Annotated in this window: 26 protein-coding genes; 2 read left to right on the top strand and 24 right to left on the bottom strand. The window is 56.0% G+C overall.

Annotation, left to right across the window (positions count from 1 at the left end):
• Positions 1-43: 43 nt before the first annotated feature.
• From cysM to SK32_RS00720, 10 genes are all read right to left on the bottom strand, one after another.
• A complete protein-coding gene (cysM, locus tag SK32_RS00765) occupies positions 44-955 on the bottom strand; it encodes a cysteine synthase CysM (RefSeq protein WP_048210980.1) in 912 nt (303 codons plus the stop codon).
• Positions 956-1,022: 67 nt separating this feature from the next.
• Positions 1,023-2,120, bottom strand: a complete 1,098-nt coding sequence (gene cysA / locus SK32_RS00760) for a sulfate/thiosulfate ABC transporter ATP-binding protein CysA (RefSeq protein WP_048210979.1) — start codon at positions 2,118-2,120, stop codon at positions 1,023-1,025.
• Positions 2,110-2,985: a sulfate/thiosulfate ABC transporter permease CysW gene (gene cysW / locus SK32_RS00755; RefSeq protein WP_048210978.1), complete on the bottom strand. Its 876-nt coding sequence runs from the start codon at positions 2,983-2,985 to the stop codon at positions 2,110-2,112. The genes cysA and cysW overlap by 11 nt, the downstream gene beginning before the upstream one ends.
• Positions 2,985-3,818, bottom strand: coding sequence for a sulfate/thiosulfate ABC transporter permease CysT (cysT, locus tag SK32_RS00750; protein ID WP_003038061.1), 834 nt, complete (start codon positions 3,816-3,818; stop codon positions 2,985-2,987). Before cysT ends, cysW begins: the two co-directional genes overlap by 1 nt.
• On the bottom strand, positions 3,819-4,835 hold the full coding sequence (cysP, locus tag SK32_RS00745; protein WP_048210977.1) for a thiosulfate/sulfate ABC transporter substrate-binding protein CysP: 1,017 nt from the start codon (positions 4,833-4,835) through the stop codon (positions 3,819-3,821).
• Between the two features lie 159 nt (positions 4,836-4,994).
• Complete coding sequence (ucpA, locus tag SK32_RS00740) at positions 4,995-5,786, bottom strand: SDR family oxidoreductase UcpA (protein ID WP_048210976.1); 792 nt, start codon at positions 5,784-5,786, stop codon at positions 4,995-4,997.
• Between the two features lie 205 nt (positions 5,787-5,991).
• On the bottom strand, positions 5,992-6,891 hold the full coding sequence (gene yfeX / locus SK32_RS00735) for a porphyrinogen peroxidase (RefSeq protein ID WP_048210975.1): 900 nt from the start codon (positions 6,889-6,891) through the stop codon (positions 5,992-5,994).
• Between the two features lie 92 nt (positions 6,892-6,983).
• Positions 6,984-7,559, bottom strand: a complete 576-nt coding sequence (locus SK32_RS00730; protein ID WP_048210974.1) for an RpoE-regulated lipoprotein — start codon at positions 7,557-7,559, stop codon at positions 6,984-6,986.
• Positions 7,560-7,618: 59 nt separating this feature from the next.
• Positions 7,619-8,068, bottom strand: coding sequence for a DUF2919 domain-containing protein (locus tag SK32_RS00725; RefSeq protein ID WP_048210973.1), 450 nt, complete (start codon positions 8,066-8,068; stop codon positions 7,619-7,621).
• Positions 8,055-8,480, bottom strand: coding sequence for a GNAT family acetyltransferase (locus tag SK32_RS00720; protein ID WP_048210972.1), 426 nt, complete (start codon positions 8,478-8,480; stop codon positions 8,055-8,057). The genes SK32_RS00725 and SK32_RS00720 overlap by 14 nt, the downstream gene beginning before the upstream one ends.
• A gap of 212 nt (positions 8,481-8,692) precedes the next feature.
• Here SK32_RS00720 and amiA point away from each other — a divergent pair, with 212 nt between their 5' ends.
• Together amiA and hemF are read left to right on the top strand one after the other, a co-directional pair.
• A complete protein-coding gene (amiA, locus tag SK32_RS00715) occupies positions 8,693-9,562 on the top strand; it encodes an N-acetylmuramoyl-L-alanine amidase AmiA (protein ID WP_005121924.1) in 870 nt (289 codons plus the stop codon).
• A gap of 2 nt (positions 9,563-9,564) precedes the next feature.
• Positions 9,565-10,464, top strand: coding sequence for an oxygen-dependent coproporphyrinogen oxidase (gene hemF, locus SK32_RS00710; RefSeq protein WP_048210971.1), 900 nt, complete (start codon positions 9,565-9,567; stop codon positions 10,462-10,464).
• 74 nt (positions 10,465-10,538) lie between these two features.
• Here the strand turns inward: hemF and eutR are convergent, their stop codons facing one another.
• The 14 genes from eutR to eutT all read right to left on the bottom strand — a co-directional run bounded on the left by eutR (position 10,539) and on the right by eutT (position 23,805).
• Entirely contained in the window at positions 10,539-11,591 is a 1,053-nt protein-coding gene (gene eutR / locus SK32_RS00705) for an HTH-type transcriptional regulator EutR (protein ID WP_048210970.1), read from the bottom strand.
• 48 nt (positions 11,592-11,639) lie between these two features.
• Positions 11,640-12,170 carry an ethanolamine utilization microcompartment protein EutK gene (gene eutK, locus SK32_RS00700; RefSeq protein WP_048210969.1) on the bottom strand — a complete coding sequence of 177 codons (531 nt, stop codon included), beginning with the start codon at positions 12,168-12,170 and terminating at the stop codon, positions 11,640-11,642.
• Positions 12,171-12,181: 11 nt separating this feature from the next.
• Complete coding sequence (gene eutL, locus SK32_RS00695) at positions 12,182-12,841, bottom strand: ethanolamine utilization microcompartment protein EutL (protein WP_040233508.1); 660 nt, start codon at positions 12,839-12,841, stop codon at positions 12,182-12,184.
• A gap of 9 nt (positions 12,842-12,850) precedes the next feature.
• On the bottom strand, positions 12,851-13,747 hold the full coding sequence (gene eutC, locus SK32_RS00690; RefSeq protein WP_048210968.1) for an ethanolamine ammonia-lyase subunit EutC: 897 nt from the start codon (positions 13,745-13,747) through the stop codon (positions 12,851-12,853).
• A gap of 20 nt (positions 13,748-13,767) precedes the next feature.
• The gene (eutB, locus tag SK32_RS00685; RefSeq protein WP_003038029.1) at positions 13,768-15,129 is read right to left on the bottom strand and encodes an ethanolamine ammonia-lyase subunit alpha; all 1,362 of its coding nucleotides are present in this window, start codon (positions 15,127-15,129) and stop codon (positions 13,768-13,770) included.
• A gap of 11 nt (positions 15,130-15,140) precedes the next feature.
• Positions 15,141-16,544: an ethanolamine ammonia-lyase reactivating factor EutA gene (eutA, locus tag SK32_RS00680; RefSeq protein WP_048210967.1), complete on the bottom strand. Its 1,404-nt coding sequence runs from the start codon at positions 16,542-16,544 to the stop codon at positions 15,141-15,143.
• Entirely contained in the window at positions 16,541-17,773 is a 1,233-nt protein-coding gene (gene eutH, locus SK32_RS00675; RefSeq protein ID WP_048210966.1) for an ethanolamine utilization protein EutH, read from the bottom strand. The genes eutA and eutH overlap by 4 nt, the downstream gene beginning before the upstream one ends.
• A gap of 27 nt (positions 17,774-17,800) precedes the next feature.
• Entirely contained in the window at positions 17,801-18,988 is a 1,188-nt protein-coding gene (eutG, locus tag SK32_RS00670) for an ethanolamine utilization ethanol dehydrogenase EutG (RefSeq protein ID WP_048210965.1), read from the bottom strand.
• A complete protein-coding gene (eutJ, locus tag SK32_RS00665; RefSeq protein WP_048210964.1) occupies positions 18,978-19,817 on the bottom strand; it encodes an ethanolamine utilization protein EutJ in 840 nt (279 codons plus the stop codon). Before eutJ ends, eutG begins: the two co-directional genes overlap by 11 nt.
• 12 nt (positions 19,818-19,829) lie before the next feature.
• Positions 19,830-21,233, bottom strand: a complete 1,404-nt coding sequence (locus tag SK32_RS00660; protein ID WP_048210963.1) for an aldehyde dehydrogenase family protein — start codon at positions 21,231-21,233, stop codon at positions 19,830-19,832.
• 11 nt (positions 21,234-21,244) lie between these two features.
• The gene (gene eutN, locus SK32_RS00655; RefSeq protein ID WP_005121909.1) at positions 21,245-21,532 is read right to left on the bottom strand and encodes an ethanolamine utilization microcompartment protein EutN; all 288 of its coding nucleotides are present in this window, start codon (positions 21,530-21,532) and stop codon (positions 21,245-21,247) included.
• A 121-nt stretch (positions 21,533-21,653) separates the two neighbouring features.
• The gene (gene eutM / locus SK32_RS00650) at positions 21,654-21,947 is read right to left on the bottom strand and encodes an ethanolamine utilization microcompartment protein EutM (RefSeq protein ID WP_005121908.1); all 294 of its coding nucleotides are present in this window, start codon (positions 21,945-21,947) and stop codon (positions 21,654-21,656) included.
• Between the two features lie 41 nt (positions 21,948-21,988).
• Positions 21,989-23,005 carry a phosphate acetyltransferase gene (gene pta, locus SK32_RS00645; protein WP_048210962.1) on the bottom strand — a complete coding sequence of 339 codons (1,017 nt, stop codon included), beginning with the start codon at positions 23,003-23,005 and terminating at the stop codon, positions 21,989-21,991.
• Positions 23,002-23,805, bottom strand: a complete 804-nt coding sequence (gene eutT / locus SK32_RS00640) for an ethanolamine utilization cob(I)yrinic acid a,c-diamide adenosyltransferase EutT (RefSeq protein WP_048210961.1) — start codon at positions 23,803-23,805, stop codon at positions 23,002-23,004. Before eutT ends, pta begins: the two co-directional genes overlap by 4 nt.
• Between the last annotated feature and the right edge of the window lie 5 nt (positions 23,806-23,810).

Below are 23,810 nucleotides of genomic sequence, written 5' to 3'. Positions count from 1 at the left end.
CCGTACGTTTGCCTGATGGCGCTGTGCTTATCAGGCCTACAAACTAAATCCCCGCCCCCTGGTTAAAGTGCTCTTCGCCAAACACGCCGGTCGAAAGGTAGCGATCGCCGCGATCGCAGATGATCGCCACCACCACAGATCCGGGTGTCGCACGCGCCACGCGTAACGCCCCCGCTACCGCGCCGCCAGAGCTAACACCGCAGAAAATGCCTTCACGAACAGCCAGTTCACGCATGGTGTTTTCCGCATCATTCTGATGAATATCCAGCACCTCATCCACCAGCGAGGCGTTAAAAATGCCCGGCATATATTCCGCAGGCCAGCGGCGAATTCCCGGAATACTGCTGCCCTCTTCCGGCTGCAGGCCAACGATGGTAACCGCTTTTTCTTGCTCACGCAGAAAACGCGACACACCGGTAATGGTGCCTGTTGTTCCCATACTGGAGACAAAGTGGGTAATACGTCCGGACGTTTGCTGCCAGATTTCCGGGCCGGTTGTGGTGTAATGCGCATACGGGTTATCAGGATTGTTAAACTGATCGAGCAACTTACCTTCGCCACGTTGTGCCATTTCCAGCGCTAAATCGCGCGCCCCTTCCATTCCCTGCTCTTTGGTCACCAGTATCAGTTCAGCCCCGTAAGCCCGCATCGCCGCACGGCGTTCCTGACTCATGTTGTCTGGCATCAGCAGCTTCATGTGATAGCCTTTCAGCGCGGCGATCATCGCCAGCGCAATCCCGGTATTACCGCTGGTTGCCTCGATCAACACATCACCAGGCTTAATTTCTCCACGTTTTTCCGCTTCGACGATCATCGACAGCGCGGCCCGGTCTTTCACCGAACCCGCGGGATTATTGCCTTCCAGCTTAACCCAAATTTCACTACCGTTATCCGGCGTCAGACGTTGTAATTTCACCAGAGGCGTATTGCCAATTGTTTGTTCTAATGTGTTCACGTTTTGAGCTCGTAAAAAAGCCCGGGGGCGCAGCGCTTACCGGGCGATAAACATACTTTTTAACCTATCAGGCAGATTCCGCCAGAGCAAGTTCCTCTTCACGCGTTTCAATACGCTGGTCGCCGTTATACAGACGTGCATTTTGCAGCCCAACAAACAGGCGTTCGCCGCGGTTTGGGGAATCATCGCCCTGCATGATGACCGTCAGCGGTTCGTTATACCACCCCAGCGGTTGCACAACTAATTGGGTGTAGTGTCCTTTCGGGCTGGCTTCCAGTACCTGTACCGGCAACGGCGAATCCAGGCTGGTACGACGACTCACGTCCACTTCCCACGGACGCAGGAACAGATCCACCGGTCCCTGATAACCAGGCGTATAACCCAGTGGCCAGCGGTGTGCGCCCACGTGGAATTGTCCACCGCGAATCGTTCCTTGTAGGCGGTTAACCTCGCCCATAAATTCCAGGACAAAACGGGTAGCCGGTTCGCGCCATACCTGATCGGGCGCATCGGCCTGCTCGATATGACCCTGACTCATCACCACCACGCGATCGGCAACTTCCGTCGCTTCTTCCTGGTCGTGGGTAACAAACACGCTGGTGAACTTCAGCTCTTCATGCAACTGACGCAGCCAGCGACGCAGCTCTTTACGCACCTGCGCATCGAGCGCGCCAAACGGCTCATCGAGCAGCAGGATCTGCGGCTCTACCGCCAGCGCACGCGCCAACGCCACGCGCTGTTTTTGCCCGCCGGAGAGCTGTGCCGGGAAACGGTCCGCCAGATGGGCCAGTTGAACCATTTCCAGCAGTTTGGTGACTTTTGCTTTGATGGCCGCCGCATTCGGACGCTCACGCCGTGGCAAAACCGTCAGGCCAAAGGCGATATTGTCGAAAACGGTCATATGACGAAACAACGCATAGTGCTGGAATACGAATCCCACTTTACGGTCGCGAGCATGCAAACGACTGACGTCGGTGCCGTGAAAACGGATATGCCCGCTGGACTGATGCTCCAGCCCGGCAATAATGCGCAGCAGCGTGGTTTTGCCCGAGCCGGATGGCCCCAGCAGCGCGACCATCTGACCTGAAGGAATATCCAGCGAGATATCGTTCAGCACCTGGGTGCGACCAAAAGACTTCTTAATATTGGCAATCTCAATGCTCATGATTTTCCTCCTGCTGCGCGCGTTTCTCCTGGTTCTCCAGACGCCATTGCAACATGCTCTTCAAAAACAGGGTAATAATCGCCATCAGCGTTAACAGCGCCGCGGCGGTAAAGGAGCCGACCGTGTTGTAGTCTTGCTCCAGTAATTCAATTTGTAGCGGCAGAGACAAGGTTTCGCCGCGAATCGAGCCGGAAACCACCGACACCGCGCCAAATTCGCCAATCGCGCGGGCATTCGTCAGCACTACGCCATACAGCAACGCCCAACGGATATTCGGCAGCGTCACGCGGCGGAACATTTGCCAGCCGGATGCGCCAAGCAGAACCGCCGCTTCGTCTTCATTGCTGCCCTGGCTTAACATAACCGGCACCAGTTCACGCACCACAAACGGACAGGTGACGAACACTGTGACCAGCACCATTCCCGGCCAGGCAAACATAATTTGCAGATTGTGTTCATCCAGCCATCCACCCAGCGGACCGTTAGAGCCGTAAAACAGCAGATACACCAGGCCGGCGACCACCGGCGAGACGGCAAACGGAATATCCAGTAAGGTCAGCAACAGCTGGCGTCCGGGGAAGTTAAAACGGGTCACCAGCCACGCCAGCAGCACACCAAACACCAGGTTCACCGGCACCGCAATCAGCGCAATCAGCACCGTCAACCAGATAGCGTGCAGCATGTCCGGGTCGGCCAGGTTCTGTAATACCGGCATTAATCCCTTGCTGAACGCCTGCACGAAGATGTAAATCATCGGCACCAGCAAAATAAATGCGGACACCAGCATGCCAGTGCCGATCAGAAACCATTTCCCCCAGTTAATGCGGGGCGCGCCATAGCGTTTCAATTGGGTAATCTCTGCCATCAGTGACCTACCACGCGTCGACCAAAGCGACTCTGCAGGGTGTTAATCGAAAACAGCAGCAACAACGAAGCCCCAAGGATTACTGACGCAATCGCACTGGCGGCCGGGTAGTCAAACTCCTGCAAGCGAACAAAAATCATCAGCGAGGTGACTTCCGTTTTCCACGCGATATTCCCGGCGATAAAAATAACCGCGCCAAACTCACCGAGGCTTCGGGTAAACGAGAGCGCAACGCCCGCCACCAGCGCGGGAGACAACTCCGGCAGCACCACTTTACGAAAACTCTGCCAACGCGTAGCCCCCAGCGTTTCCGCCGCTTCTTCATACTCCGGACCTAACTCTTCCAGCACCGGCTGTACGGTACGTACCACAAACGGAATGCTGGTAAACGCCATCGCCACCGCGATACCAAGCCAGGTGTAGGTCACCTTGATATCCAGCTTCGCCAGCCACTCGCCGTAGAAGCCATTAACCGAAAACAGCGACGCCAGCGTCAGACCCGCTACCGCCGTAGGCAGCGCAAATGGCAGGTCCATCAGCGCATCCAGCAGCGTGCGGCCCGGAAAACGATAGCGGGTTAAGATCCACGCCATTAACAGACCAAACACGCCGTTAAAAATCGATGCCACAAACGCCGACAGCAGCGTGACTTTATAGGCCGCCACGACCTGCGGGTTAGTAATCACATCCCAGTATTGCGCCCAGCTCATCTGCGCCAGTTGCATCACCAGCGCGCTAAGCGGCAGAAGCAATATCAGGCACACAAACAGTAAGCTGGTGCCCAGGCTTAAGGTGAAGCCGGGCAGCACGCGTCGGGAAGAAACAGCAAACATTTACTTGCGCCCCGCCGCCAGCAGTTTGTCCAGCTCTCCACCGCTGACAAAGTGTGTTTTCATCACTTCAGGCCAGGAGCCGAACTTGTCTTCTACGCGGAACAATTCAGTCTGCGGGAATTTATCTTGCAGCTTGTCCATCACCTGTGGGTTATTCACACGGTAGTAATAGTCGGTGATGATGGTTTGCGCCTGCGGGCTGTACAGCCAGTTCAGATACGCTTTAGCCGCTTTCTCTGACCCGTTGGCCTGCACATTCTTATCTACCCAGGCAACCGGGAACTCGGCAAGAATATTGGTTTTCGGAATAACAACCTCAAAACCCTGCGCTTCATACTGCTTGCGAATGTTATTCACTTCTGACTCGAAGCTGATCAATACGTCACCGAGCCCACGCTCGGCAAAAGTGGTGGTCGCGCCGCGGCCGCCGGTATCAAACACTTCGACGTTTTGCAGGAACTGGGTCATAAACTGTTCGGTTTTGGCTTTATCGCCGCCGTCTGCTTTATCCGCAGCGCCCCACGCCGCTAAATAGGTGTAGCGCGCATTCCCGGACGTTTTCGGGTTCGGGAAGATAAGCTTGACGTCAGAACGAACAAGGTCATTCCAGTCGTGAATATTTTTCGGGTTCCCCTTACGCACCAGGAAACCCATGGTGGAATAGAACGGTGAACTGTTATTCGGCAGGCGGCTTTGCCAGTCGGCCGGGATCAGCTTGCCTTTGTCGTGCAGGATCTGTACATCGGTCACCTGGTTATAGGTTACCACATCGGCTTTCAGCCCTTGCAGAATCGCCAGCGCCTGTTTTGATGACCCGGCATGAGATTGTTTTATCGTCAGTTTATCGCCGCCGTTATCCTTCGCCCATTGCTGCTCAAACGGGGGATTAAGGGCGGCAAACAGCTCGCGAGACACATCGTATGAACTGTTCAACAGTTCTGTTGCCTGCGCCTGACCCACCAGCAACAGCAGCGCCGCCAGCGTCAGAGTTCTTTTTTTCAGTAAGTTAACGGCCATTGCGCACCCTTATAAATTTAATGACTTTCTTATGGTCATCATATTTATAACCGGCACTAAAGGAGTAACGGTTTTATATACCGTTTGATGATTTGAAAGTTGAAAAGAGAATAAGGGGAAACCCCTCCCCAGGTTCACCGGGGAGGAGACAGGCATCAATCAGATGCCGACGCTGACGCTTTCAGGCAGGGTGCTGCCGCCATCAATCACGTTTTGCGTGCCAGTTAAGTAGCTGGATTCATCCGACGCCAGGAACGCCGCCAGTTCACCCACTTCAAGCGGACAGGCCAGACGGCGCATCGGGATCGCTTTCGCCATGTCGACTAATACCGATTCAGGATCATCCGGGTTAGACTGACGTGCAATATTTTCCGCCATTGGCGTACGAACGTAGCCCGGGCAAATGGCATTTACACGAATCCCCGATTGCGCGTACTCAACCGCCAGGGACTTGGTTAAGCCGATAATAGCGGCTTTCGACAACGCATACGCCGTTTCACCCGGGTCGGCCACCAGATCGCCAGTTACCGATGACATCATCACGATGCGCCCGTCTTTGCGCGCAATCATCTCCGGCAGAACGGCCTTCGTCACGTTCCAGACGCCTTTAATGTTGACATCAATGTGGAAGTCGCGATCTTCATCGCTCATTTCAAGGAAGTTGCCAAGGCGACATACGCCTGCATTGTTGACCAGAATGTCGATTTTGCCTTCAATTTTCTTCGCGCGTTTTACCGCTTCCGTAACCGACGCAAAATCTCTGACGTCTGCGTGAACCGCTGTGCAGCGATGCCCGCGCCCTGCCAGTTCATCCGCCAGCTTTTCAATCTCATCGGAGATATCCAGCAGGATTAAGTTCGCGCCATGGCGGGCAAACGTTCTGGCGATCCCCTCGCCAATACCCTGAGATGCGCCCGTAATCAATGCTGTTTTGCCCGTGAGTTTTCCCATTTCAATATTCTCCTTTTGAATATGAAGCCTTCACTTCATTCACGCAGAAGATACAGCATTAACAAATTCATGCTGAGGAATAGCTCACTAAATCAGGTTAATTTCAGGTAAAAAAAATCCCCGTCAGGGCGGGGATTTTCAATTTCATGACAGATAAGAACGCGGTAGGTCTGGTAAGCGTGAGCGCAACCAGGCAACACCGGGGTTACAGCGCCATCAGTCGATCCAGCGACGGTGCAAAGTAATAGCCACCGGTGACCGGTTTAGTGAAGCGCAGCATCGCGTCACGTTTACCGTCGGTATCACCAAACATGCTCAGCAGTTGCTGCTCAATATTGTGCAGACGGGCGCAGTAGGCGCAGAAATAGAGACCATGCGTACCGCTGGCAGTGCCGTATGGCAGGCTCTGACGCACAATTTTCAGCCCCTTGCCATCTTCTTTCAGATCCACACGGCTCAGGTGGGATGTTACCGGACGGTCGTCACCGTCGATCTCTTCGTTGGCTTCCTTGGTACGGCCAATCATCATTTCCTGGTCGTGAATGCTCATGCGGTTAAGCTGCTTCAGGTTATGTTCCCAACGCTGCACGAATACATAGCTGCCGCCAGCATCGACGCCATCTTTAATAACAGCGACTTCACGGCGCGTTTCTTCGCCTGCCGGGTTTTCAGTGCCATCAACAAAGCCGCTGAGGTCACGCTCTTCCACCCAGCGGAAACCGTGGATCTCTTCTTTAACCTCAATGCAATCGCCAAATGCTTCCATTGCCGCCTGCGCAACGGAGAAGTTCACGTCATGGCGCAGCGAGAGAATATGGATCAGTACGTCATACTGGGTCGCCGGAGCCAGACCTTTACCGTAGGGGATGAAGTCCTTCAGCTCTTCCGCGCCCACGCCGCCGCTCAGTGTGCGCCAGGTGTTGTTGCCAAAAGCGACTACCGCGCCCAGATGCGCATCCGGAAATTTCGCTTCAAAGGTCGCCAGCTTATCGGCAAACGTTTTGCTGGCCGCACGCAGGGCCTCAACATCACCTTTTACATTGGCTTCAATCCAAATCGCCGCACGGCAATGTTCTGGCAAAATGCCACTCTGAACCTGAGACATTGTTCCTCCTGAAAAAAGCTGCCACGACATCGTGGCATTGCTGGGCGTTATTCTACCTGTTTTTTTAGTAAGTCGATTTGTTCAGACGCAAATTAACGCCGCCAGATAATTTTGCTTACTTTCCACTCTTGTAGCGTATCGTCAGACGGCATTATGCCTTCAGGGCCGCTCCAGTCACCAGAAAAAATATAGCTAATATGCTGACTTCCTTCGGCTTTACACTCAACGCCCGCGCTGTCATCACCGGTTGCTTTCTGGCAATGACCAAAAGCTTTAGTGTAAAGGTCGCTAAACGGTGTACCGATTTCGACACCCGCGGCTGATGCGATGTTGCTGTCCAATACATCAATGCGATTGATCGTTCCCTGGTCGCCATTGACCACCATTGCCAGCTTGTCACCTTTCATTGCCTCAAAAAAGCGCACGACAGTGCCGTTATTGGTTTTCATCCCACTACGCAGGCGATAATCGCCATCCAGCGCATCAGCAATGGTCTTTTCATCCAATGTCGTCGCACCCGTGAGTTTCCCCACGCCTTGCTCAGTGACCTCGGTCGAAGAACCAAACCAGTTCCACGGATTAGCGGCGGACCAGTTCACCGATGAGAGGGTTGAACACCCGGTCAGCACAAGCGGTATCGCGCATAACGTCAAACGCAGTGATTTCATTTCACTTCCTTCCATATTTATCAACGCTGCTTTGAGTCCGGTTTCACTAAAAAGTGCCGTTATTCTTTCTCGGGGGAAAAACAGGCGCGCAAACGTTGATTGGTTAACAGCCAGACCAGCGCGACAATATCCGCCACCAGCAGCGCCAGACCAACGCCGTTGACCGGATCGCCCCCCAACCACAGCATCGGCTGCCAGCAGAGCAGCGCCAGTTGAGCCAGAATCAGTAATCCGCGCAGCCTGTGCCACAAAACGGGGAACGCAAAACGCCGCCCGCTGAGTAAAAACGCCAGAACCGCCGGAACACCGGGAAGTAACCCCAGCCAGAATGCGTCATGATCGGGATAAAACAGATTCAGCAACGTGTTGCCCTGCTCACGAGAAGAACCGGCAATCACAAACAAAACCCAGGTGCGTGCCTGCAACAACAGTACGCACCAGAAGAGAAAAGGCAGGCGCAGATGCCCATGACCGTCATAGTCGGCCGGATGAAACTCAGTACTCTTCATCTTCAATCAAACGCTTGCCCAGATGGAGTACATCGGTATGTTCATAGCCCAGACGCTCATACATACCCAGCACAACGTCATTATCGTCACGCACCATGATTTGAATCTTTGGACAACCACGGGCAATGAGCTTTTTCTCCAGTCGGTTCAGCAGCGCATTAGCAATACCGCGCCCCCTGAACTCAGGATGCACGCCAAGGTAATAGGCGGAGCCACGATGACCGTCATAGCCCCCCATCACTGTGCCGACCACCTCGCCGTTCACTTCTGCGACCAGAAACAAGCTGACGTCATGATTGACCTTGCGTTCAATGTCCATTTCCGGGTCATTCCATGGACGCAGCAGATCACAGCGCTCCCAGAGGGTGATCACCTCTTCGAAATCTTCCTGGCGAAATACGCGTATTTCCATGGTATTGGTTTCCTTTTCAGGACGTTAAAAAGCGATTATGGCGCGAACCACTGATTTAGCCAATATCTGACGCGAAGCGACGGAAAAAATGGCATAATACGGAATTGTCACGTATTGAAATGAAAAGTAAAACAATTCTTATCCCGATCCGTCGCAACGGACAACGCGATACGATATAACGTTTAGAACCTTTTTTTTACAACTCAGGCCGTATGAGCACTTTTAAACCACTAAAAACACTCACATCGCGCCGCCAGGTGTTGAAAGCCGGGCTGGCCGCCCTGACGCTGTCAGGCATGTCGCAAGCCATCGCTAAAGAAGAAGCGCTTAAGACCAGCAATGGTCACAGCAAACCGAAAGCGAAAAAAGCCGGCGCTAAGCGCGTAGTTGTCCTCGATCCGGGTCACGGCGGGATTGATACCGGCGCCATTGGTCGCAACGGTTCAAAGGAGAAGCACGTGGTGCTGGCGATTGCCAAAAACGTGCGCTCGATTCTACGCAACCAGGGGATTGATGCACGCCTGACCCGCTCCGGCGATACGTTTATTCCACTGTACGATCGCGTCGAGATAGCCCATAAGCATGGCGCCGATCTGTTCATGTCGATTCACGCCGACGGTTTCACCAATCCGAGCGCCGCAGGTGCGTCGGTCTTTGCGCTGTCTAACCGCGGTGCCAGTAGCGCCATGGCGAAATATCTGTCCGACCGTGAAAACCGGGCCGATGAAGTCGCCGGGAAGAAAACCACCGATAAAGACCATTTGCTGCAGCAGGTATTGTTCGATCTGGTGCAAACCGACACCATTAAAAACAGCCTGACCTTAGGCTCGCATATTCTCAAGAAGATCAAGCCAGTACATCGTCTGCACAGTCGTAGCACGGAACAGGCCGCCTTCGTGGTGCTAAAATCACCATCAATTCCGTCGGTACTGGTCGAAACCTCGTTCATTACCAACCCGGAAGAAGAGCGACTGCTGGGCACGACGGCGTTTCGTCAAAAAATCGCTACCGCTATCGCCAATGGCATCATTAGCTATTTCCACTGGTTTGATAACCAGAAAGCACACTCGAAGAAACGTTAATCATGAAGCCCGATGCACAGCGCGTAAAACAGTTCCTGCTTAGCCTGCAGGATGATATTTGTCAGCAGTTATCCGCCGTCGATGGCGCAAAGTTTGTTGAAGATAACTGGCAGCGTGAAGCGGGCGGCGGCGGTCGTAGCCGGGTGCTGCGTAACGGTGGTATTTTCGAGCAAGCGGGCGTCAACTTCTCCCACGTCCACGGCGATGCAATGCCAGCATCGGCTACTGCACATCGCCCGGAGCTTGCCGGGCGCAGCTTTGAGGCGATGGGTGTCTCGCTGGTGGTGCATCCGCAGAATCCTTACATTCCGACCAGCCATGCCAACGTACGGTTTTTTATCGCGGAAAAACCGGGCGCCGACCCGGTGTGGTGGTTTGGCGGCGGCTTTGATTTAACGCCCTACTACGGCTTTGATGAGGATGCGATTCACTGGCATCGCACCGCGCGTGATCTGTGCCAGCCGTTCGGCAATGACGTTTATCCACGTTACAAGAAGTGGTGCGATGACTACTTCTTTCTCAAGCACCGTAACGAGCAGCGCGGCATCGGCGGACTGTTTTTCGATGATTTAAATACGCCAGATTTCGACCACTGCTTCGCCTTTATGCAGGCGGTCGGGCAAGGTTACACCGAAGCGTATCTGCCAATCGTCGAACGCCGCAAAGCGATGAGCTGGGGCGAGCGCGAGCGAAACTTCCAGCTTTATCGTCGCGGACGCTATGTGGAATTTAATCTGGTATGGGATCGCGGCACGTTATTCGGTTTACAGACCGGCGGGCGCACGGAATCGATTTTGATGTCGATGCCGCCGCTGGTACGCTGGGAATATGACTGGCAGCCGGAAGCGAACAGCCCGGAAGCCGCCCTTAGCGAATTTATTCAGGTCCGCGACTGGGTGTAATGGCCGGATAAGCAACGGCAAAACCCGTAGGCCGGATAAGACGTGTTAGCGTCGCATCCGGCACAATAATCTCATCACGCCCACTGACGCATGCGCTGATGCAGCGTCAGCGACGGTTTCTCCGCAAACAACTGCTGGTAATCGGTAGCAAACTGCCCTAAATGCCAGAATCCCCACTGCATCGCAGCGTCTTTCACCGTCGAACTTTGCGACCACGGGCTAATAAGCTCCCGGCGCACGGCATTCAGACGAATACGTTTTAACCAGGCATTCGGTCCGATACCGAGGATTGCGTGAAACGCGTTTTGCAGCGTGCGACGACTCACATGTAGCTGGTTGCACAAGTCGAGTACGGTCAGCGGCTCTGACATATTTTCCAGCACATATTCGCGCGCCCGCGATAGCAGGCGGCGATAGCTCTGATGGCTGATGCTTTCAGCGGTCATAATCGGCTGAGCGTCTTCCAGCATGGTGCCCATCGCCAGCAGCAGGTTATCACCCAACACTTTGCGCACCGCCGGCTGATGAAGGTTCTCAGGATTCTCGCTAAACGTCGCCAGCGCCTGTTGCACAAAGCCCCATAGCGCGGCTTTATGCTGTTCTTTTACCTCCAGCGCCGACTGGTTGCGCAGCATATGCAGCACCCTTTCCGGGTTATGCAGGAAGTTAACCTGACGCGCAATGGTGTCTTCAGAGATAACGACCCCAAGAATGGTGTAATCATCGGGTGTGCTCAGCTCAAACTCCGTTCCGCCTGGGCGGGTCGCAATTTCAGCACTGCCAAGGCATTGCGTACCAATAAATCCCTGCTCGCCGCGGGTGGCCGGAATACCAAACCAGAACGAGTTCGGCCAGACCAGGCATGACTGGCGCAGCGCAAGACCGGTGTATTCACGGAACACCTGAATATCATCAAGCAGGATTTCCGTGAACTCGCCATGAAATTTTCCCGGATGCAGTTGATCGTAAATCTGCTGCCAGGCGGTAATCGTCAGGGCATGCTCATACACATCTGTTGTTCGCCGTTGGTGAACGTTGTCCACCTCGACCTTCGGCGTAAGTTTAACGTCTTCGGGTAATGCTTCATGATAAAGATGGTGCAGGTTTGCAGTACGGGTCTTTTTCATGATCTTTTAAGCCGGAAGCTTCAACGAAGCCCCCGGCCCTCCGACAGGTTAATTTTTTAAGCGATAGCGACTACTGCGTTTACGCAACGCTCCGTCAGAAAAGAGCTGTTCCAGCGCCTTTCTGGCTTCATCAAGTGACCAGCCAAAGTGCGCGGCCACTTCCCCTGCCGTCATTCCTTGACGGGTTGATGCCAACAACGCCAGGAGTTCATCAGAAGATTCAGATGTCACAGGCGTGTCCTGCGTCTTTTCCGCTTTGTCTTCTGGCATCATTTCTGGCTTCGGTGCGGGTTTCTTCGGCTGGCGCGTAAAACCGCCGATCAGCCACTGGGTGTCATCATCCGGCCGCCCTATCTCCTTGCGGCTGACAACACGTCCTGTACGCGCTGCAGCAGCGCTTCCGGCATCCAGCGCTGCACGACACGCGGCCAGATCGCCTTCCACCACCAGAGTCAGCCTGCCAGGATCCAGCACCTGGTGACTGAGCAGACGCACGTTCGCGGCTTTCAGCATGGCATCTGCCGCGTCTACGGCAGCCACCATGCCATCCACTTCCAGTAATCCCAGTGCATTGATCATCACAACCTCTCTTACGCGCGTTGTACCGGATTTCGGGCAATATCCAGAACAGCATCAGCGAAAGCATTACAGGCAGCTTTACAGGCAGCCTGGCTACCAGTTAAAAACGCCGCTGAGTAGTTGGTTTCTGACGGCGGCGGCACGTAGGTGACAATCTGTACATCGGCAGATTTGAGCGCAGCATCAATACCAAACGTTGCTTCCAGCGGCGGAGCCACCAGATACGCCATCGGATCGCCAAGTCGGCATCCTGCGGTCGCCGAGAGATACGAACCGGTACGCGAAACCACGTGCGCAAGGAAGGCGGTATCTTCTGCGTCATTGGCCCACTGGAACGCCGCGCCGCTTTCGATATTGGCGACCATCGCGTCCAGGCCGGCGCGAACTTCGGCCGGGTTAGGTCCACCGAGCATGATCAGCACTTCGCCCGAGGTTGGAGAGGGACTGTGCGCCGCGCCGGCATACAGCGAGCGGCCATAAACCACTTCCACCATCGCCTGTTTTGTCGCTTCGTCTGCAGCAATATACGCCACGTCATCAGAATCTGCTGTGATGAGTCCGAGACTACGTATATGTGGCGGTAATTTAAGTTCACGGGCAAAACCGTCATTTACCGAGGCAATCACGCGCATTGCGGTGACTGAAGGTCTAATCAAATCTAATGCTGGCATGATGCCTCCTTAACGGGTCATATTGATGCCGGACGCTTTTTGCTCCAGCATGCGCTTGGCCAAATCCACAATCACCGCCGCCGCTTCAACCGGTGGCGTACCGCCCTGGTGAATATTCGAGATACAGGTACGGTCAGCTTCAACGGTTGTCGCCACGCGTGGCGAATAGACGGCATAGCAAGAAAGACTTTCCGACTGGCCGAGGCCCGGACGTTCACCAACCAGCAGGATCACCGCTTTTGCACCCAGCAGTTCGCCGATCTGATCTTCAATTTTCACGCGCCCATAGCGCACAAAGAACGGCGTCCCGACCTTCAATCCGGCCTGTTTTAAGCCCGACAACAGCGGCGGCAGGATCTCTTCGTAGTTAGCGGTGATGGCGTCGGTAGACAGGCCATCAGAGATAATCACCTGCACATCCGGATTCATTACACACTGTGATTTCAGCGCTTCAATGGCTTCTGCGCTCAGACGACGCCCCATGTCCGGGCGCGTCAGATACAGGTTTTTGTCGCTGATTTCCGAGCGTACTTCCAGCAAGCCTTGCGCTTTCACCCACTCTTCCGGGACTTCTTTCAACACTGTGTCTTTTGAACGCGAGTGGTCGGCCAGGAAGCGCAGCAGCGCCTGAGTGCGCGGGCGCGGACCGGCACGACCGGTACATACACGCGCGGCGGTGCTGCGGCGCAGCTCGGTCAGCACTTCGGCACGGTGCGGGTTCTCAACGCCAATCCACGCTTTCGCTTCGGCTGAACCTAAGTCCATCGCACAGCTTTCACCCGTTGGTGCGGCGCACTGCGTAGTGCTGCATTTCGCTTCTGGTGACGGCGCTTGAGCCTGCGGCTGTGACTCCCCCATTGACGCCATTACACTGCGTACAATTTCTTCAATCTGTTTTTGATCCATCGTATGTCATCTCCGCGTCATCAGAAGAACAGTGACGGATCGCCCGCCCGTTTGGTCAGGCGACCGTTTGCCATAATGCCCATGGTTTCCAGCCAGCGTTCAAACTCCGGCGACGGGCGCAGGTTCAGCAACTGACGCACGGTCGCGGTGTCGTGGAAGGCGGTGGTCTGGTAGTTGAGCATGATGTCGTCACCGAGCGGCATGCCCATGATGTAGTTGCAGCCAGCGGTAGCGAGCAGAATCATCAGGTTTTCGTTGAGGTTCTGGTCAGCATCAGCATGGTTGGTGTAGCAGCAGTCGCAGCCCATTGAGATGCCGCTCAGCTTGCCCATGAAGTGATCTTCCAAGCCCGCGCGAATAATCTGACGGTCGTTGTAGAGATATTCCGGCCCGATAAAGCCCACCACGGTGTTCACCAGGAACGGATCGTAGTGACGCGCCAGCCCGTAGTTACGCGCTTCCATCGTCACCTGATCGGCACCAAAGTTAGCGCCAGCGGAGAGCGCAGACCCTTGCCCGGTTTCAAAGTACAGGCAGTTTTCCCCGGCGATGCGGTTGAACTCCGCGCCCACTGCACGCGCCTCATCCAGCATCGCCAGCTCAACGCCAAATTCTTTTAAACCTTTCTCACTGCCGCAGATACTCTGGAAAATCAGCCCGCCCGGTGCGCCGCGACGAATCGCTTCGATCTGGGTGGTCACGTGCGCCAGTACACAGCCCTGGGTCGGAATATTGAACTTGTCGATAACGCCATACACGGTATCGAGCACGCGGCTTAAGTTTTCCACGTCATCCGTGACCGGGTTGACGCCAATTACCGCATCGCCCGCACCGAAGGACAGCCCTTCATAGATTTGTGCAGCAATACTCTGCACGTCATCACGGGTGTCGTTCGGCTGTAAACGACAGCTGAAGGTGCCCGGCAAACCGATGGTGGTGTTAGCCTTTTTGATCACCGGCATTTTCTTACCGCCGTAGATCAGGTCCGCGTTAGAGCAGATTTTTGCTACCGCGGCGACCACTTCCGACGTTAACCCTTTGCGCGTAAACGCAATGTCATCCACGGAGGTTTCATCGCTCAGCACGTACTCGCGCAGCTCGCTGATACTCCAGTTTTTGATGCGGTTATAGGCCGTTTCGTTGACGTCATCCTGAATAAGACGCGTCACGCAGTCCTCTTCATAGGAAATCACCGGGTTGTTGCGGATATCCGCCACCGTCATTTCCGACAATACCTGCTTAGCCGCCACGCGCTCTTGCGAACTGGTTGCAGCCACGCCTGCCAGCACATCCCCCGAACGCAGTTCGTTGGCTTTTGCCAGCACCTCTTTAACATCCTTAAACTGATAAACATTGCCGAACAATGTGGTCTTTAGTTTCATAAGTCGTTCCCTCAGGAAGGAAATGCGAGTGATTTCACCGTCACCGGCACAACCGATCCGCCAAAAAGAGGCGTACCAATGTCGATATAGTCCCCCGCCCGGACAACCACCTCATCGATGACCGCCAGCGGGTGTTGCTGTAACTGTGGGCGTAACAGCATGCCCAGGGCTTTACCAAAATCCTGCTCGGCTACCACCAGCAGGGGATGCGGATTCGGATAGCGCGCGACAAAGGCCAGCAGCGCATCAATCACCGTTAACAGCGCGGCGTAGCGCACCGGTAGCGAACCGGGCAGCGCCAGCACGTAGGCGTCGGTTTTCGGATCAAGGTCGAGCTGCAGCAGCGCCTGCTGCCAGGCCGCCACCAGATCAGACTCATCAACCGGAATCGCCACCGGCAGATTGCGCAGCGGAAGCGCCACACCCTCCAGCCAGATAGTGCTGCCTGAAAGCGACAGCGTATGCGCACCGGCGCCAATCACCGTGGCGCGCACGGTTTGCGCCGGAAACTGCACGTTCATCTCACGCAGGCGCGGATGTTCATGTAGCGCCGTTGCTAACAGCGGCCCAATGTCGGAAAAACAGAACGGATCGGCAGGTTGGTTGCGGTAGCACTCGCCCACCCCGCCGGACAACGTAATCACTTCAGGCTTCACGCCAACAGGCAGCAGACCGGTTTGCATCAGCGCCTGCGCCAACGGTGAAAGCGTGCCGTCAATCACCTCCACAATCAGCGCCGCCATCCGTCGGGCCACCTGAACAAGCTGCGCCGCATTGAGGGTTCGGGCATCAGTGCCTGGACCAAATACGTCATCAACAATCATCTGCCCCGGCTGATGCGCATGTACTACGCGCCCCTGACCGTCCGTTTCCAGTAGCCGCCCGCCGACGTTCAGGCAGGCCGAGCCGCTGACTTTTCCCGCGTCGAACAGGACGTAATTCGACGTACCGCCGCCGATGTCGATATTCAGTACGCGGCACAATTTCTGTTCGGACAGGGTTTGCGCCCCCGCGCCGTGCCCGGCAATCACTGATTCCAGATGTGGACCCGCGCTTGCCACCACGAAATCGCCCAGCGACTGGGAGAGCGTCATCACCGCAGGTCGTGCGTTGCGGGTTTTGGCGCTTTCCCCGGTAATGATGATCGCGCCGGAATCGACGGTCTCTGGCGCAATCCCCGCCGCCTGATACTGGGCGAGGATCAAGGCTTTCAGTTCGGCCTCTTTCAACCCGCCCTGCTTATCAACGGGGGTAAAGAACACCGGGCTTTGCCAGCTAATTTCGCGTTTGATGAATTCGTAGCGCGGCACCTGCGACACTGCCGCACGGTTAACCAGCTCAAGGCGGGAGAAGATCACCTGAGTGGTGGTGGTGCCGATATCGATACCGACGCTGAGTAGCTGGCGAGTATTCACGATTGCGCCTCCGGATTGGTTTCTGCTGGTGCCGGAACATCTTCGTCTTTCGGTACTAACAGCATAGCCACGCCAATCGCCGTCACGCCGCCGATCAGCTTGCCGACAATCATCGGGAAGATCATGGCGTTCATGTTGGCAGCGGCGAAGCCTAAGTGGTCACCCAGCGCGAAGGCCGCTGAGACCGCGAACGCGCAGTTGATCACTTTGCCGCGGGTATCCATGTTTTTCATCATGCCGAACATTGGGATGTTGTTGGCAAGCGTTGCCACCATACCCGCAGCCGCAATGTTATTGACTTTTAACAGGTTGCCGACGCTCATCAGCGGTTTTTCAAACCAGCGGGTCAGCAGCAGCACCATTGGGTAGGCACCCAGCAGCACACAGGAGATAGAACCGATAACTTCGATGGCGCGCATCACTTCACCCGGCTTGTCGCCTGGCGCCATGAAAATAGGATCAAGACCTGGGATCAGCTCCCAGCCGAGCAGGAACTTGATGACTGCCGCAGCCAGACCGAGGGTGATCAGCGCTACCAGGAACTTGGCGAAGATCTGGAAGCCGTTGATCATTTTTTCCGGGATGAATTTCAGTCCCAGCGCCACCAGCACGGCCACGATCAGCACCGGGATCATGTTCATCAGGATCAGCGCAAAGGTGAACTCCACCGGCTGACCGTTGATTTCCACGCCGGAGTACATCGCGACCAGACCACCCGCAATACAGCCAATCGGAATGGTGACGATACCAGCCAGCACGCCCAACGCCAGATAACGACGGTCAGACGGTTCAATAATTCCCAGCGCAACCGGAATGGAGAAGACCAGCGTCGGTCCCATCATCGCGCCAAGGATCAGGCCAGAGTACAACCATGCCGCCACGTCGCCGCCTGCCAGTTCTTTCGCCAGGAAGAAGCCGCCCATATCGCACGCCAGCAGCGTTCCGGCAAACATCGACGGGTTCGCGCCCAGCATTTCATACAGCGGAATAATCACCGGCCCGAGCACATGCGCCAGTACCGGCGCCAGCGCGGTCATACCGACCATCGCCAGGCCCAGCGCGCCCATTGCCATAAAGCCTTCTTCAAACTGACCGCCCGATCCCTCAATGCTCTTACCGAACCTACCGAGGAAGCGCGCCGAACCGCCGAACTGCGACAGGATCCTGTCCACGGCGGCAATCAGCATAAAGAACATCATGATGTACATGATGATTTCGTTAATTCCCATAGCCTTCACTCCCTGTCATATGTGTATTTATTGTGCCGCCGCATACAACGCGATAATTTCGGCCTGCGTGGCGGTGCGTGGGTTACTGCGAATACAAATATCCTCCAGCGCGGCGTGTGCCCATGCGCTGTAATGCTCGGGTTTTGCCCCAACGTCTGAGAGCCGTTTGGTCTGGCCCACTTCGGCGATCAGCTCGCTGACCGCGCTGATGGCGTCACGATCGTCTGATTTCTTATTGGTTAACGCCCTGCCGATATGGCTGAAGCGCTCACGACACACCATGCGGTTGAACCCCATTACCGTGGGTAGCAGCATGGCGTTAGCCTGTCCGTGTGGGATGTGCAGCGTCGCACCCGGCTGGTGCGCCATCGCGTGACACAGGCCCAGCCCCGCGCTGGAAAACGCCATTCCCGCCATGCAGGACGCCAGTAACATGCTTTCACGCGCCGCCAGATCGTGGCCGTAGCCCACCGCTTTCGGCAGCGATTTGCCGATCATCGCAATCGCGCCAATCGCCAGGCTGTCGGTAAACGGCGTCGCGTTCAGCGCGCTGTACGCTTCAACGGCATGGGTCAGCGCGTCAATGCCGGTCATTGCCGTCACGTGCGCCGGAACGCCTTCCGTTACCGCGGCATCCAGAATGGCGACGTCCGGCATCAGGGTTGCGTGGGCCAGCACTTTTTTGAGTCCGGTGGCGGCGTCGATAATCACCGTAACGTTGGTGGTTTCTGACCCGGTCCCGGCGGTGGTTGGCACGGCAATCAGCGGCAGACGCGGGCGCAGCACGCTGTGCTCCGTCATGTCAGCCAGTGTTTGCGTCGGGTTGGTCACCAGCAGCGCCACTGCTTTAGCGGCATCCAGTACAGAGCCGCCGCCAAAGGCCACCACGCCGTCACATTTTGACTCGCGCAGTTGCGCGACTGCCGCGCAGACGTCCGTAATACACGGCTCGCCGACCGGACATGGCCACAGCGTCATTGCTACGCCTTTCATCGCCAGGCTACGTTCCAGAGCGGCGGTCATCCCCGCCTGATGCAGGAAGCTGTCAACCATGACGAACATATGCGTCAGTCCGCGCGTTTGCGCTTCCTGTCCGCAGGTGCTGAGCGCTCCCAGTCCGCATAATGTGACCGGTGGAACGCTGAACGTTTTTACGCGTTGCAGATTCAGGGCATCGAATGCCTGAAAGAGCGCGGTCTGCAATTCAGCTTGCATAGATTCCTTCCGCTTTTACTTTTCCGCTATTGGCAATCGCCAGCGGGGTCATAAACAGACTGTGCTGCGGTAAATGCACCTGCAGCTCCGGGAAACGCTTACGAAAAAGCTCATCAACACCCGGCTGCATACAGGACCCACCGGCCAGCCATAAATCCGTTATCCCTTGTCCGGCAATATGATGGGCGACGATTTCCGCCATCTTTTCGTAAACCGGCTTAACCACCGGCCAGATTTCTTTGCCGTTGCTGCGTTTGAACTGCTCGGCTTCTTCCAGTTGAATACGACGGTTCCCGGCGAGCGTCAGGGAAATGTGGTGCCCACCGGTCGCTTCGTCAGCGGAGTAGGTCACTTTGCCCTGTTTCACAATGGCGATACCGGTCGTACCACCGCCGATATCGACGACTCCGGCGTTATCAAGCGCCAGCAGATCCGCCACGGCGGTTGGCTCATCCAGCACATGGCTCACCTCAAGCCCGGCAGACTCCAGCACGTTGATGGAGATACGCGGGTCAGTGCCCGGCGGGAATGAGGTAGCCGCATGAGTAAAACGGCAACCCAGTTGTTGCTCGAGCGTATCGAGATGGCGACGAACAATGGTCACAGCACCGAAGAAATCCCAGACGATGCCATCGCGCACGACGTCAGCCCAGTCCAGACAAACCGCAACCGGCTGCCCATCGCTGTCAACAACCATCGACACCACATCACAGGTCCCCAAATCAACGCCCAGCCACAGCGGTGAATCGCTTACGGCAGGCATCTGGTTACACAGCGATGCCGCTTTTTGCAGTCTGGGTGTGAGCCACAGTTGTTCGTCATGCGCCATCTCTTTCACTCCTTATACGATGCGAAACGCATCCACCAGCACACAGCGACGCAGGCGTACAAACGTGCGCGCACTGGTCACCCCTTCCCCGGTTGGCGTGGTAATGGTCATGGTCGTCCAGCCTTCGCCGCCAAGCCCAAGGCCGGCAATGCACGGTCCGTTCTTGACGAAAATACTGGTGTCGATGGCGTTAGCCATACGGTTCATGTTGTCGATGTTGCGTGAGTGCATCGCCGCCGTATGGTGGCAACCACCTTCGAGCGTAACGGCCAGCGCAATGGCTTCGTCAACGTTAGCCACCCGCACCACCGGCAGCACCGGCATCATCAGTTCAGTCACAGCAAACGGATGCGTGGCGGAGGTTTCGACGAACAACAAGCGGGTTTGCTCCGGAACATTCAGGCCGATCGCCGCGGCGATTTTTGCCGCATCGCGCCCGACCCAGTCACGGCTGACTGTGCCTTTACCGCGCTCATCGACATTTTTCAGCAGTACCGGTTGCAGCTGTTCAGCCTGGGCGGTCGTCAGTTTGACCGCGTGCTGGCCTTCCATCAGACGCATCAGTTCATCAGCAACGCTATCCACGACAATCAGCACTTTTTCATCGGCACAGATAATGTTGTTATCAAACGATGCGCCTTTGACGATGGACTGCGCGGCGCGGGTCAGATCGGCCGTTTCATCCACCACCACCGGCGGGTTACCGGCACCAGCGGCAATCAGACGCTTGTTGGTATGCTTACGCGCAGACTCCACCACCGCTTCACCACCGGTGACGACCAGCAGTCCGATGCCCGGGTATTTGAACAGACGCTGTGCGGTTTCGATATCCGGGTTAGCAACGGTAACCAGCAGGTTTGCCGGACCACCTGCGGCGACTACCGCCTGGTTAAGCAGGCCGATCGCGCGCTGAGAAACGCCTTTTGCTGCCGGATGCGGCGCAAAGACGACGCTGTTACCCGCGGCAATCAGGCTGATGGCGTTGTTAATGACGGTCGCCGCCGGGTTGGTGGACGGCGTTACCGAAGCCACCACGCCCCACGGTGCGTTTTCAATCAGCGTCAGGCCGTTATCGCCGGTCAATACCTGTGGAGACAGGCATTCCACGCCCGGGGTACCGCGAGCCTGCGCCACGTTTTTGGCAAATTTATCTTCAACGCGTCCCATGCCGGTTTCACTGACGGCAAATTCCGCTAATTCTCTGGCGTGTTTTTCGCCCGCTTCACGAATGGCGTGAATGGCCAGTTGGCGCATAGCGACGCTTTTCAGCCCCTGCTGGGCCAGTTTTGCTGCCGCCACTGCGTCATCCAGGGAGGCAAAGACGCCCATTTCTTGAACGGCACTGACGGGTTGACTGCTGTCTTTCATTTTCAGCAGCACCGCTTTCACGACCTGTTCAATATCCTGTTGATTCATGATTTTCTGCCTTATTTGTGAAATACCACTTTCCCACCTGCCACCACTTCATCGACGATGCCAATCACGCACAGATCGACAGGCGATGAGTCGTTATGGTGCGCCTGGCGGGCTGAGCTTCCACTGACCAGCAGCACCCACTCTCCGGTTCCCGCCCCGATGCTGTCTATCGCAACAGCGCACTGCCCGTCGGGATTTCCCTGGGCATCAATCATTTCCACCATCAGCAACTTGTCGTGCGCGAGCCCCTGATGGCGAACGGTACAAACAATTTGTCCTGTGACGATTGCCAGTTTCATACCCGCCTCCGTGGCATATTTCAGGTAAAACCTCCCCCTACCCTCCGCAGAAGGTAATGTGAAAAGGAGAGAGGGTGACGCCAGCTTTCTCTTAACGATCCAGTGGCGTCACATGGACGACTTACATATCGTTGCTGTCGCCTTTGAAGCTGATCGGGAACACTTCTTCCAGATCGCCATGCGGACGCGGGATAACGTGTACAGAAACCAGTTCACCGATACGCTGCGCGGCAGCAGCACCGGCATCCGTAGCCGCTTTGCAGGCTGCAACATCACCACGAACCATGGCAGTACACAGGCCGCCACCGATCTGCTTCACGCCAACCAGTTTCACGCGTGCCGCTTTAACCATCGCGTCAGAAGCCTCAATCAGTGCAACCAGGCCCCGGGTTTCAATCATTCCTAATGCTTCCATTGTGCTTTCCTCTTAATCAAAGGGGTCCAGAACGGGACCGTTCATTCAACCAGTGTTTGCGAGACGCTTTCACGGCTCACGTCAGTCTGGCGCGGCACAGCTGCCACCAACGCCAGTTCGATAATTTCCTGTACGCTACAGCCGCGAGAGAGGTCGTGGAGTGGTGCGGCAAGTCCCTGAATCAAGGGGCCAACGGCACGATACCCTCCCAAACGCTGGGCGATTTTATAACCAATATTGCCTGCCTCCAGCGATGGGAAAACCATCACATTGGCATTGCCCTTTAACGGACTGGCGGGCGCTTTTTGCGCGGCGACATCCGGCACAAAGGCAGCATCAAACTGCAGTTCCCCATCCACGGTAAGCTGTGGAGCGCGCTCACGAACGATCTCGGTCGCCTGCTGCACGTTAGCGACATTGGGATGACGAGCACTGCCGTTGCTGGAAAACGACAGCATGGCGACACGCGGTTCTTCACCGGTAATCGCTTTCCAGGTTTCAGCACTGGCGATGGCGATGTCCGCCAGCTGTGCAGCGGTGGGCTGCGGCACAACGCTACAATCTGCAAACCCTAATGACGGCCCGAGATACTGCGGCAGCATCAGGAAAATTGACGACAGCGTTTTGCAACCAGGTTGTAATCCAATAATGCGCAATCCTGCACGCAGCACATTTGCCGTTGACGACAGGTTGCCCGCAATACACACATCGGCTTTACCGGCGCTGACCATCGCGGCGGCAAACATCAGCGGATCGTTGAGCTTCTCTCGCGCATCCGGCGGCGTTTTTTCGCCCGCGCGGGCCAGCCAGCGCAGAGCAAACTCTTCACGCATCTGTACATTGCTTTGTGGATCAATAACCTGAATACCGTCCATGGCTACGCGATGGCTGAGCGCAAACTGACGCAGCGCAAACGGGCTGGCGACGAGAATGGGGCGTGCCAGACCATGCTGGTGCAGATAATTGGCGGCTTTCAGCACCCGTACATCCAGCGCATCCGGGAACACCACCCGAGCCGGCGTTTGTTTGGCGAGTTGGCGAGCACGTTCAATGATCATGACTTCTCCCCCAGTCGCTGTTGGATTTGGCTGACGCTTAGCGGATGCTTCGCTACGCTCAGAATCATCATCACGTAAACCGTGCTGGAAAGACGGTTGAGCGCCTGCAGAATGTCTGGCCGCATAACGTCAAAACTGCGGGTGATAAACACCTGAGCGGCCACCGTTTCCGTTTCGCGGACTTTGGTACGCAGCAGATTAAGCAACGCGCAATCACGTCCGTGGCTGGCTTCCGGCACCAGATGATCGTGGTCCAGGTAACGCAGCGGCTGGTGCGAGAGCCGGTGTAAATCTTCGTCGCTTAAGCCAACGATGGCCTGTGCGGCCAGCGGTTCGTCCACAGCATCAGCACGCATAATGTTGCCCAGGCGCGAGCGAATATCCGCCAGCCACGGCTGCCAGGGTTCCGCCAGTTCAATTTGCAACCACACGGCCAGACCAATGGTGCTGTCCAGCGCGGCGCGAAATCCAAGTCTGGGGTCACTTTTGGCGACCATTTTGTCCGCCGTCAGATGCGTCAGCGTGTCAGGTTTCTTCGCCACCGGTTGATGACACAGTTCACAGGTCGCCTGCGGATGTGTATCGCTGCTGGTCAAACCATGTACCGGCTGCGGCTGCTGTTCCTCGTCGTCAACAAACAAGCTTCCCTGCTCGTCGATATACTTAATGCGCAGACGACGGCTTTCCAGCAGCTCCCGGGCAGACGGCGTCAGGCGGGCATCAGCGGGGAGATGAATTTCAGCCCCTTCGCTGAGCGTATGATTCGCTCTGAGCCATGCTTCGGTAATGAAATCCTTCATACATC

The organism is Citrobacter sp. MGH100, from assembly GCF_001034465.1.
Lineage (GTDB): Bacteria > Pseudomonadota > Gammaproteobacteria > Enterobacterales > Enterobacteriaceae > Citrobacter > Citrobacter youngae.
The sequence above is the reverse complement of the archived record's forward strand: the minus strand, read 5'-3'. Positions and strand labels throughout refer to the sequence as shown.